The organism is Citrobacter sp., from assembly GCF_050252275.1.
GTDB classification, from domain to species: Bacteria; Pseudomonadota; Gammaproteobacteria; order Enterobacterales; family Enterobacteriaceae; genus Citrobacter_A; species Citrobacter_A amalonaticus.
This window is the reverse complement of record NZ_JBFWLF010000135.1, coordinates 1-11623: the sequence shown is the minus strand read 5'-3', so window position 1 is coordinate 11623 and position 11623 is coordinate 1. Positions and strand designations below refer to the sequence as shown.

Annotated in this window: 12 protein-coding genes; 6 read left to right on the top strand and 6 right to left on the bottom strand. The window is 54.7% G+C overall.

Translation table 11 applies throughout. From position 1 onward, the window contains the following. Positions 1–117: 117 nt before the first annotated feature. From ydfZ to ydfG, 3 genes are all read right to left on the bottom strand, one after another. Complete coding sequence (gene ydfZ / locus AB7E14_RS12890; protein ID WP_042319125.1) at positions 118–321, bottom strand: putative selenium delivery protein YdfZ; 204 nt, start codon at positions 319–321, stop codon at positions 118–120. Between the two features lie 183 nt (positions 322–504). Next, complete coding sequence (locus AB7E14_RS12885; RefSeq protein ID WP_043000739.1) at positions 505–1191, bottom strand: GntR family transcriptional regulator; 687 nt, start codon at positions 1189–1191, stop codon at positions 505–507. A gap of 86 nt (positions 1192–1277) precedes the next feature. Then, positions 1278–2024 carry a bifunctional NADP-dependent 3-hydroxy acid dehydrogenase/3-hydroxypropionate dehydrogenase YdfG gene (gene ydfG, locus AB7E14_RS12880; protein WP_043000738.1) on the bottom strand — a complete coding sequence of 249 codons (747 nt, stop codon included), beginning with the start codon at positions 2022–2024 and terminating at the stop codon, positions 1278–1280. Positions 2025–2162: 138 nt separating this feature from the next. Here ydfG and dcp point away from each other — a divergent pair, with 138 nt between their 5' ends. Then, positions 2163–4208 carry a peptidyl-dipeptidase Dcp gene (dcp, locus tag AB7E14_RS12875; protein ID WP_316962298.1) on the top strand — a complete coding sequence of 682 codons (2046 nt, stop codon included), beginning with the start codon at positions 2163–2165 and terminating at the stop codon, positions 4206–4208. A 124-nt stretch (positions 4209–4332) separates the two neighbouring features. Then, positions 4333–5499: a serine hydrolase domain-containing protein gene (locus tag AB7E14_RS12870; protein ID WP_216081508.1), complete on the top strand. Its 1167-nt coding sequence runs from the start codon at positions 4333–4335 to the stop codon at positions 5497–5499. Between the two features lie 443 nt (positions 5500–5942). Here AB7E14_RS12870 and AB7E14_RS12865 read toward each other — a convergent pair whose 3' ends face one another. The 3 genes from AB7E14_RS12865 to ftrA all read right to left on the bottom strand — a co-directional run bounded on the left by AB7E14_RS12865 (position 5943) and on the right by ftrA (position 7232). After that, on the bottom strand, positions 5943–6041 hold the full coding sequence (locus AB7E14_RS12865) for a hypothetical protein (RefSeq protein WP_428169577.1): 99 nt from the start codon (positions 6039–6041) through the stop codon (positions 5943–5945). Beyond that, complete coding sequence (gene mgtS / locus AB7E14_RS12860; RefSeq protein ID WP_000901367.1) at positions 6041–6136, bottom strand: protein MgtS; 96 nt, start codon at positions 6134–6136, stop codon at positions 6041–6043. Before mgtS ends, AB7E14_RS12865 begins: the two co-directional genes overlap by 1 nt. Positions 6137–6239: 103 nt before the next feature. Continuing rightward, positions 6240–7232 carry a transcriptional regulator FtrA gene (ftrA, locus tag AB7E14_RS12855; protein ID WP_044326675.1) on the bottom strand — a complete coding sequence of 331 codons (993 nt, stop codon included), beginning with the start codon at positions 7230–7232 and terminating at the stop codon, positions 6240–6242. 73 nt (positions 7233–7305) lie between these two features. Between ftrA and AB7E14_RS12850 the strand changes: the two genes are divergently transcribed. From AB7E14_RS12850 to AB7E14_RS12835, 4 genes are all read left to right on the top strand, one after another. Beyond that, positions 7306–7707: a rhodanese-like domain-containing protein gene (locus AB7E14_RS12850; protein ID WP_044258864.1), complete on the top strand. Its 402-nt coding sequence runs from the start codon at positions 7306–7308 to the stop codon at positions 7705–7707. Positions 7708–7858: 151 nt separating this feature from the next. Continuing rightward, on the top strand, positions 7859–8962 hold the full coding sequence (locus AB7E14_RS12845; RefSeq protein ID WP_316962300.1) for a cobalamin-independent methionine synthase II family protein: 1104 nt from the start codon (positions 7859–7861) through the stop codon (positions 8960–8962). Positions 8963–9187: 225 nt separating this feature from the next. Next, positions 9188–10459, top strand: coding sequence for an urea ABC transporter substrate-binding protein (gene urtA, locus AB7E14_RS12840; protein ID WP_428169576.1), 1272 nt, complete (start codon positions 9188–9190; stop codon positions 10457–10459). Between the two features lie 167 nt (positions 10460–10626). After that, the coding region (locus AB7E14_RS12835) for an ABC transporter permease subunit (protein ID WP_428169575.1) at positions 10627–11623 on the top strand (997 nt) is incomplete at its 3' end.

The window sequence follows — 11623 nt, the reverse complement described above, 5'->3', positions numbered from 1 at the left end:
CGTATCAGACGCTGCTGGCGGAAGGGGCGAAAGCCACCGTGGCAAAGTATGCGGCAAACGTGAAGTAAATGCCTCAGGACTGCCGGATAATCAAGGCATTATCCGGCACTCACACCATTAGTTCATGCCGAGACGAATCAATTCTACCGGGGCAAATTTGCCTTCACAGCCTTCCACTTCGACTGTTTTTTCACGACGAATTTGCGCCGCATCCAGGCCTTCGGTCTCAATCGCTTTAATGCGACCGGTATGGCCGGTGCCACTGATCATCACACGGCTGCCTGTGGTGATTGCGTTACGGTTACGATCGTATGTCATCATGGTATTTTCTCCTTTCTAACTTACCGTCAAAGCCCGTGGGCTCAGGTCCCACGTAACGGGCGCTATATAAATACGCTTATCAGTCAGGATTTTTTTTGTTTTTGATCAATCTCACATCTTTTTTGATGTAGACATGCAGGGGGGACGGAGAGACCTCATCTCACGAGAGATGAGGCAGGGGAATTACTCTTCGCTGAACCAGTCGCTGTTTTCCTGGCGGATCAGCAGGACCGACTCGCCGATTTCTTGCAGATGTTGAGTCATGGCTTTCTCGACAGCATCGGCGTCATGTTTTTCCAGGGCTGAAAAAATATCGAGATGCTGGCGGAGCAACATTTCCGGTGGAGAGACGTGATCAAGACTCATATAACGCACACGGTCGATGGTGGCCTTGATATTTTCGATGGTGTCCCAGGCCAGCTGGCAGTCCGCAATGGTTGCCAGCTTCTGGTGAAAATTGTCATCCAGCTCGAAGAAATCATTCAGCTGTTTGCGCTCAATCGCAATCCGCTGCTGATTAAGATTCTGTTCAAGCTGATAGCACTGACTGTCGGTGATTTGGGCTGCGGCCCGCCGCGCCACCGCGCATTCGATAGCCTGACGGACAAAACAGCCGTTTCGCACCTGCGAGAGGGAGATCTTGTTGACGTAGCTGCCGCGCTGCGGACGGATCTGAATCAAGCCGTTTTCCGCGAGCTTAATAAACGCTTCACGCACCGGTTGGCGAGACACATCGAAGCGAACAGACACCTCTTTTTCGGACAGCGGCGTGCCTGGCGCAATGAGGCAGTGCACGATGTCACGGCGAAGAATGCGATAAATCTGCTGATTTACGGGCTGTGTAGGATTGAGTTGCGTTTCGACGGTCATTCGCTCTTACTTTTTAGAAAATTAACCCACAAATTCTACCACTTTTTTGTCGCGAGCTATACCCGGCCCGCGGGCCGGGAGACAAATTAACCGCGATGAACGCTCAGTCCGGCAAAAGATTGCGTCACTGGCATCATTTCTACCGTATTGATGTTCACATGGGCAGGCAGGGTGGCGACCCACCAGACCGCTTCGGTCACATCTTCCGGCGTCAGCGCCGTGGTGTTCTCATAGGTTTTTCCCGCTTTATTGTCATCGCCTTTAAAGCGCACGTTAGAAAATTCGGTGCCGCCCACCAGACCCGGCTCGATATCCGTGACGCGAACGGCCGTGCCGTGCAGGTCGGTACGCAGGTTCAAACTGAACTGACGTACAAACGCCTTGGTCGCGCCATACACGTTGCCGCCAGCATAAGGCCAACTGCCTGCGGTAGAGCCGATGTTGATGATATGCCCACGGTTACGCTCGACCATGCCCGGCAGGACGGCGCGGGTCATGTAAATCAGCCCTTTGTTGTTGGTATCGATCATGGTTTCCCAGTCTTCCACGCTGGCTTTATGCGCAGGCTCCAGACCCAGCGCCAGCCCGGCGTTGTTGACCAGCAGGTCGATGTCACGCCACTCGGCAGGTAACGATGCCAGCATCTCTTCAATGGCTGCGCGGTTACGCACATCCAGTTGCGCGATCAGCACGTTATCACCCAGCGACTCTTTTAACTCTTGCAGGCGTTCCTGGCGACGGCCAGTGGCAATGACTTTATGCCCGTTCTCAACAAAACGACGTGTAATGCATTCACCAAAACCTGCGGTTGCTCCGGTTACTAAAACGATCATCTCACTGTTCCTCAACGCTTTTTACGTTTGACTACCATAGCATGTGATCCGCTCTCACGGGTAACCCTGGTTTTACAGGATTGCGGTCTTTTACCCTGAAGCCTACTCTATTGAACAAATCGTTTTCAGGAGTGAAAGATGTCGTTAACGAATCCGTTCTTTAGCCACAGCCTGTTACCGTATCAGGCGCCCCGTTTTGATTTGATTAAAACGGAACACTATCGTCCCGCCTTTGACGAAGGGATCAAGCAAAAGCGCGCGGACATCGCCGCCATAATTGCTAATAGCGCGGCCCCGGATTTTGCCAATACGGTTCTCGCCCTGGAGAAAAGTGGTGAGCTGTTAACCCGCGTCACCAGCGTCTTCTTCGCCATGACCGCGGCACATACGCATGATGAACTTCAGCGTCTCGATGAGGCGTTTTCTGCCGAGCTCGCGGAACTGGCGAATGATATCTGGTTGAACCGCGCGTTGTTTTCCCGCGTTGATTGCGTCTGGCAACAACTTGATGCGCTGGGGCTCGACGATGAATCCGTGCGTCTGATCGAGGTGACACACCAGCGCTTTGTTCTCGCCGGGGCCCAACTGAGCGATGCCGATAAAGCGCAACTCCGGGCGCTCAATACCGAAGCCGCGACGCTCACCAGCCAGTTTAACCAGCGCCTGCTGGCGGCGAATAAATCTGGCGGACTGGTAGTCGATTACGCCCATCAACTGGAGGGGCTCAGCGCGGAAGAGATCGCCAGCGCGCGACAGGCGGCGAGCGAAAAAGGGCTCGCCGAGGGATGGCTGATACCACTGCTGAATACCACGCAACAGCCGGCATTAAGTGCACTGCGCGATCGCCAGACCCGGGAGAATCTGTTTAACGCCGGGTGGCGTCGTGCCGAAAAAGGCGATGACAATGACACGCGTGCGCTGATTCAGCGGCTGGTAGCCCTGCGCGCCCGCCAGGCGCAACTGCTGGGGTTTGCCGATTATGCATCGTGGAAAATCGCCGATCAGATGGCAAAAACGCCGGAGGCCGCACTGGCCTTTATGCGCGCGATCGTCCCTGCTGCGCGCCAACGGGCGCTGAGTGAACTGACCGATATCCAACAGGTAATTGACGATGAACAGGGCGGCTTTACCGCGCAGGCCTGGGACTGGTCTTTTTACGCCGGGCAGGTGCGGCGTGCGAAATATGCGTTAGATGAATCACAGCTCAAGCCGTATTTCGAACTGAATACCGTTCTGCACGAAGGGGTGTTCTGGACCGCCAACCAGCTGTTTGGCATCAAATTCATCGAGCGCTTTGATATTCCGGTCTACCATCCGGATGTGCGCGTCTGGGAAATCTTCGATCATAACGGTGTTGGGCTGGCGCTTTTTTACGGCGATTTCTTTGCCCGGGATTCGAAAAGCGGCGGTGCCTGGATGGGCAATTTCGTCGAGCAGTCGACGCTCAACGAAACCCAGCCGGTTATTTACAACGTCTGTAATTATCAGAAGCCCGCCTCAGGACAGCCCGCGCTGTTACTCTGGGATGATGTCATCACGTTGTTCCATGAGTTCGGCCATACCCTGCACGGACTGTTTGCGTCACAGCGCTATGCGTCGCTGTCGGGAACCAATACGCCGCGTGATTTCGTCGAGTTTCCATCGCAAATCAATGAACACTGGGCGAGCCATCCGACGGTGTTTGACCGCTATGCCCGCCATGCGGTCACCGGCGAAAAAATGCCAGAGGCGTTACAGGACAAAATGCGTAAGGCCAGCCTGTTCAATAAGGGGTATGACATGAGCGAACTGCTTAGCGCCGCGCTGCTGGATATGGGCTGGCACCGTCTGTCTGTTGACGAACCCCCTCAGGACGTTGAAACATTTGAAAAACAACGGCTGGCGGCGGAGCAACTCGATCTTCCGGCAGTGCCGCCGCGCTATCGCAGCAGCTATTTTGCCCATATTTTTGGCGGTGGTTACGCGGCAGGCTACTATGCCTATCTCTGGACGCAAATGCTGGCGGATGACGGCTATCAGTGGTTTGTGGAGCAGGGCGGACTGACGCGTGAGAACGGTCAGCGGTTCCGTGACGCGATTTTATCACGGGGCAACAGTGAAGATTTAGAACGCCTTTACCCTACATGGCGGGGTAGTGAGCCGAAGATTGACCATATGCTTAAACATCGTGGCCTGACGGGATAACACAATCGACACTTCATTATTAGCAACTTGATGTACAATGCGGGCTCCTTTTTCCGGAGTCCGCATTGTACATGTCCGTTTTCCTGCCTTACTGCGCTGATATCCTTCAGGCGACTTTCTGCTCATGAAAGCGTTCGCGCCACTCATTTTTTCTTCTGCTCTGCTGCTGACTGGTTGTAGCAACAGCACCTTATCGCAGTTGAATATGCCTGCCGAACAGAGTGCGCAGGCGGTGGTGGGGTACTATGCGCGCGGTATCGATCCGATGATCCACCAGTATATGCAGGAAAAGCAGGTGAGCGGAATGGTGGTTGCGGTCATTCAACATAACGGACCCGCTGAGTTCCACAGTTACGGTGTGACCGACAGCCGACATCAATATCCGATCACCCCAGACACGCTGTTTGCGCTGGGGTCGCTGAGTAAAGGGGTAACGGCCGAAATCACTACCGTGCTGGTGAATCAGGGTGTGCTGCACTGGAACGACACGCTGGCGCAGCTACTGCCAGCAGATACGCCGCTGAGCGATGACGCCAGAAAGATTACCCTGCTGCAACTGGCGACGCATACCTCCGGCCTGCCCAGACAGCCGATGGATCTGCTGACTCTGGAAAATCTCCTGCGCTATTTCAGTTCGGGGGAGAATTTCTATACCCAACTGGATAACGATACGGTGCTGACTTCTCTTGCCGACTTCACCGCGCCCGAGGCACGCGTGCCGCACTATTCCAATATCGGTTACGCGCTGCTCGGTTTCATCGTGCAGCATCGTACCGGCGAGTCGATCCCGTCGCTGGCGAATCGTCTGATCTTCCAGCCATTACAGATGAACAACAGCAGTTTTGAGCCCATGACGCTCAACGCCTATCCGTATCGCGCATTAGGTCACGCGGGAGATCAGCCCAAGCTTATTCGACGCGGTGAACTGACGCCTGACTGGACGTTTAACCACAATATGGTCGGGGCGGCGAGTTTATACAGCAGTGCGCGCGATCTGGCGGGCTATGCGCGAGCGCATTTTGCCTCGCAAGACAACGCCGGGCTTGCCCGTGCATTTGCGGACGTCGCCAGAACCCAGTTTTATCGTCAGAAAGAAGCCGCAAATATTGCATGGGTAACCGATACGTTAGCCGATCGTCAGATCACATATCAGGTCGGATATATTGGCGGTTATTCCAGTTATATTGGCTTTGATAAAAAGAACCAGAATGCGGTGGTGGTTCTGCAAAATAGTTTTAACTGGAGTAATTATCTGGGGCACACCATTCTCAGTCAGTTAGCGCCGCGGTAAATTAAACCGCTAGTTGACGTTTTCGCTGCCAATAATTGGTGGTGGGTTACTGCCTTTACAAAACAGGCGGTTTATTGACATTAACCTGCGCTCGATATGCTACATTCCCTTCAACAAATTGATTAATGGATTAAAACAGTGACAACCGGAGGTAATATGCAGCTGTTCATGGGCAAGAAATTACAGAGAAAACGCTGGAATTCCCGTCCCGAAACGCAGGACTTACAGAATACACGCTCTGTTGAGCCGTGGTCTTCCCGTACTGCATCTTGCCAGAGTAAAAAAGAGTGGAAACGAGAAACGCCTCAATCTTAGCGCCTGCCGTTTAACATTCATTGAGAATCGGCGTGGTAAGGTGTAAATGATCCATTGTCGCTGCCGGGAGTGGCGGGACGGTGGAAAAAGTAAAATACAAATCTATCCATGCAAGCATTCACCGTCGGTTATCCGGCGGTTTTTTTTTGCCCGTCAGCCATAAAAAATGGCCCCTTGTGCAGTGATGCGACAAGGGGCCTTATCGGTTCAGGACTTTCTCCGTTCATTAGTCATCCCATTTGTGGCTGAAATACGCGGCCAGAAATCCAGAAAATAAAATAATTCCCAGAACGGCCATAAAAACGTTCATATTACCCAGCATGTTTGCCTCCATTTAATGAGTAGTGTGTTTCCTCGCTTACCTTAATTTGGTTGGTGAAAGAGATAATAGCAGCTTTAACCTAAACAAAAGCTGAATTAGGTGATTATTTAGCGATAAGCATAAATTTCTTTCGATATTGTGAAGGAGACAGACAATACATGTGGCGAAAATGGTGGCGAAATAACGCGGCGCTGCCAAAACCAGTTTGTTCCGCGATCAATTCCACGCTGAGCGGTGAGTTTTCCAGGTAATCGCGCGCCCGTAATAAGCGTTCGTTGAGGATCCAGCGTGCAGGCGTGGTGCCGGTACAATCGGTAAAACGACGCAAAAACGTCCGCGGACTCATCCCGGCGCGTTTGGCCAGCGAGGCGGTATCATGATTCACCGTCAGATTCTGATGCAGAAAATCAAACAACTGGCCCAGCGTCTGACTTTCACGCTGCCGGGCAACGGGGCGCAGAAGCTGCTGTGGCTGTGCGCCATCGCGATGGGGCTGCACCACCAGCCGTCGGGCAACGCTGTTGGCAACCTCAAGACCATAGTCCTCGCGGATCAGATAAAGACACAGATCGATCCCCGCTGCGCTGCCCGCCGAGGTCAGCAACAGTCCGGCATCATGGTAGAGAACGTCATCAAGCACCTCGATAGCCGGAAAACGCTGCCGGAGCGTGTCCGTGTAGCGCCAGTGAGTGGTGGCCTTGCGCCCGTCCAGCAACCCTGTCGCTGCCAGCACAAACACGCCAGAACAGATCGACAACAGACGGCAACCTCGCGCCCACGCGGCACGCAGCGCGGTACACAAGGCTTCGGGTACCGGCGCGTCGCTGCCCCGCCAGCCGGGAACCACAACGATATCGGCCTCAGCCAACAGTTCCAGTCCCCCATCCACCATCAACCGCACGCCGCCGGTCGCGCGGAGTGGACCAGCATCGACCGACGCGACGGCAAAGCGATACCAGTCCGCGCCCAGTTCCGGGCGCGGCAGACCAAAGACTTCGACCGCTACGCCAAACTCGAAGGTGCACAGTCCGTCATAGGCGAGTACGACCACAAGCGGGCGCGGCGATTTTGGCAGAATCCTGGTGTTTTTTGGCATGGTCGAAGGCGGTACGTCAGCTCAGAGATGGTTAAATTATTGTAAACATAATCGTCCCTGAGGAGAAAGTAGAATGAGTCATGTCACTGAGTTTCCCGCCGCCGCATCCACCGTTGCAGTCAACCATTTCCTGTCGCGTCTGAGTCTGGAAACCGATTGTGCCGACGTCCATGAGAGTATGCGCAAGGGGGAACCCGATTTCGTCTTACTTCACGTGGTGGGAAAACCGGAGGCGTTTGCACGTCGTCATCTTCCCGGGGCGATTCATCTGCCGCACGCCATGATGACCGCCGAACGGATGGCGCAGTGGCCTGCGGATACGCTGTTCGTGGTTTACTGCGCCGGACCTCACTGTAACGGTGCCGACCGCGCGGCATTAACGCTCGCCAGACTGGGCATACCGGTAAAGGTAATGATTGGCGGCATCACCGGATGGGAAGATGAAGGGTTCGCGTTTTCCTGTCTTGCGGAGTGAAGATGAATTTTTTTCATTAGCCATGAATTTATCTCGTTTGCCTGTCAGACAAGGGCATGTCAATTTGGACGCATAGACATCCAGAAGTCTAAATGTTCAAATAAGAAACTATCACGTCAGGCAACCTTTGCCTGACGACGAAGGAGATCACATGCAAAGACAACAGGCCCCATTTCGCGCAGAAGTCGTTGGCAGCTTTTTACGTCCCGACGATATCAAAGTGGCTCGTCAGCAGTTTTCACGCGGCGAGTTAAGCGCACCGCAGTTGCGCGCCATTGAAGACGACGCCATTCGTCGGGTGGTCGAACAGCAGTGCGCCTGTGGTCTGCATGTGGTGACGGACGGCGAGTTCCGCCGCGCCTGGTGGCATTTTGATTTCTTCGATGGTTTGCAAGGGGTCGAACGTTATGACTCACAGCAGGGAATTCAGTTTAACGGCGTACAGACCAAAGCACATGGCGTTCGGGTCACGGGTAAACTGGCGTTCGGCGATCATACGATGCTGGAAGATTTTCGCTATCTGAAGAGCATTAGCGGTAACGCCCAGCCGAAGATGACGATTCCCAGCCCCAGCGTGTTGCACTTTCGCGGCGGACGTAAAGATATCGATGCCACGGTCTATCCGGATCTGAAGGACTATTTTGACGATCTGGCGACCACCTGGCGCGATGCGATCCACGCTTTCTATGCCGCAGGTTGTCGCTATTTGCAACTGGATGACACGGTGTGGGCTTACCTCTGTTCCGATGCTCAGCGCCAGCAAATTCGCGAACGTGGTGACGACCCTGACGCACTGGCGCGAATTTACGCCGATGTTATCAACCTGGCGCTGGCGAATAAACCTGCCGACATGACGGTGGGACTGCACGTATGTCGCGGCAACTTCCGTTCAACCTGGATCTCTGAAGGCGGCTATGAACCGGTTGCGGAGATCCTGTTCGGCAGCGTCAATGTCGATGCTTTCTTCCTGGAGTACGACAACGATCGCTCTGGCGATTTTGCGCCGCTGCGTTTTATCCGTCCTGGCCATCAGCAGGTGGTTCTGGGACTGGTGACGACGAAAAATGGTGAACTGGAAAACCCGGATGGCGTAAAAGCACGCCTGCAGGAAGCGGCACAATATGTCGACCACGCGCAAATTTGTCTCAGCCCGCAGTGCGGCTTTGCCTCAACGGAAGAGGGGAACTCGCTCACGGAAGCCCAGCAGTGGAACAAAATCAAACTTATCACCGAAATAGCTCAACAGGTCTGGTAAGTTGCCTCAATAATGCACACCGCGTTGCACATAAATAATGCAACGCGGGTTCATTGTGGAGCATCCCCCGCGCGAAGCCTTGCAGGCCGCGCACGCCAACGCTTTTTCCTTTCTGCCTTCGTCCTGGCATCCTTTTTGCCTTATTCCTCCTGAACTCTTTTTTGCGCCGTGTTGTTTGTCGGTAGCACCAGAACTCACAGCATTTTTATTTTCAGGAGTGAAATTATGCAGCGTCGTACCTTACTCAAAGCGTTTGCCCTCTCGGCCTCGGTGGCTGCGATGGGACTCAGTTTTAGCGTTCAGGCAGCCGATACCATTAAAGTGGGCATTATGCACTCACTGTCCGGCACGATGGCGATCTCCGAAACACCGCTGAAAGATGTGGCTCTGATGACAATTGATGAGATCAACGCCAAAGGGGGCGTATTAGGCAAAAAGCTGGAACCGGTGGTGGTTGACCCGGCTTCGAACTGGCCGCTGTTCGCCGAGAAAGCCCGACAGCTGTTGAGCCAGGATAAGGTGGCAGTAGTGTTTGGTTGCTGGACCTCCGTGTCGCGTAAGTCAGTATTGCCGGTTTTTGAGGAGCTGAACGGCCTGCTGTTTTACCCTGTACAGTACGAAGGGGAAGAGATGTCGCCGAACGTCTTCTACACTGGCGCGGCCCCCAACCAGCAGGCGATCCCGGCGGTTGAATACCTGCTGAGTGAGGATGGCGGGAGCGCCAAACGCTTCTTCCTGCTGGGCACCGACTATGTTTATCCGCGCACCACCAACAAGATCCTGCGTGCGTTCCTGCATTCGAAAGGGGTTGCGGATAAAGACATCGAAGAGGTCTACACCCCGTTTGGTCACAGTGATTACCAGACCATTGTCGCCAATATCAAAAAATTCTCCGCAGGTGGCAAACCGGCTGTCGTTTCAACCATCAACGGCGATTCCAACGTCCCGTTTTATAAAGAGCTGGCAAACCAGGGCCTGAAAGCTACCGATGTTCCGGTGGTCGCGTTCTCGGTGGGTGAAGAAGAACTGCGCGGGATTGATACCAAACCGCTGGTTGGCAACCTTGCCGCCTGGAACTACTTCGAATCGGTCGATAACGCCACCAACCAGAAATTTGTTGCCGATTATCGTGCATACGCCAAAGCCCATAAGCTGCCAAATGCTGACACCGTGGTGACAAACGATCCGATGGAAGCCACGTACGTGGGTCTGCATATGTGGGCGCAGGCCGTCGAAAAAGCCGGGACGACAGATGTCGATAAAGTCCGGGCGGCAATGGCCGGACAGTCCTTCCCGGCACCGTCGGGCTTTACGCTGACGATGGATGCCACCAACCACCATCTGCATAAACCGGTGATGATTGGCGAGATTGAAGGCAATGGTCAGTTCAACGTCGTCTGGCAGACTGAAGAACCGGTTCGCGCCCAGCCGTGGAGCCCGTTCATTGCCGGTAATGACAAGAAATCAGAACAACCAGTGAAAACCGCCAGCAACTAAAATCAACCGCTTCGGCGGGGGCAGACGGCGACATGCCCGATGGCGCAAGCTTATCGGGCCTACACCGAGCAGGGTTAAGCAGATGTAGGCCGGATAAGGCGAAAGCGTCGCAAGGTTTGTCAACGTGCTTATCCCTCCCGCAGAGGGTGACTTCTGGAGATCTTGACATGAAAGCCATGGGCTTTATTCGCGGTTTGTTGCTGGCGTTCGGGCTTCTGCCAGGGTTCGTTCAGGCCAGCGATGCCGACGCGTTTGTCGCCGCCAGCCGTACCGTCCAGGCGCAACTGCTCGAACAGTGGGCGGCAACACCTGACCCTCAGCGTTTGCCGCTGCTGACGGCGCTGAGCCGGGAGGCGCTGCTCACCGACAGCACAAAACAGGCTTTCACCCGCGAGGAGACGCAGGTTGTGCCTCTGGGAACGGCCAGTAGCCCAACGGGAACGTTAAAACCCCTACGCCTGACCAACCGACTGCGCATTCTTGTTGCCGGCGCGCTGGCGACGCATCAACTCATTAGTGACAGCGTCACACAAAGGCTGGCGGCTACCCGTACGCTACAGCGCGACGCACAGCCGTCCATGCTGCCTTTTATCCAACAGCGCCTGGCACAGGAAACTGATGCGGAGGTGAAATCACGCCTGACCCGCGTTCTGGCTAACCTGCAACTGGCCAGTCCATCGGCGGAGATTCGCCGTCAGGCGATCATGCTGTTGGGCGACTCCAGCGATCCGGAAATGCAGGCACGCCTGCAACCGTTTACTGACAAAGCGCATGAACCGGATGCCAGCGTGCGCGCGGTGGCCAGTGACAGCCTGGCGCGTATCCAACAGCGAATGGCGATTGGCGATCTGCTTGGACAGGCGTTTATGGGGCTGTCGCTTGGATCGGTGCTGCTGCTGGCGGCGCTCGGTCTGGCGATCACCTACGGCCTGTTGGGAGTGAACAACATGGCGCACGGCGAAATGCTGATGCTCGGGGCTTACTGTACGTGGATGGAGCAACAGGCGATGGCGCAGTTTGTCCCACAGTGGCTGGCCATTTATCCGCTGGTTGCCTTGCCGGTTGCCTTTATGTTTACCGCAGGCGCGGGAATGATTCTGGAACGCGGGGTGATCCGCCATCTTTACGGACGTCCACTGGAAACGCTGCTGGCGACGTGGGGCA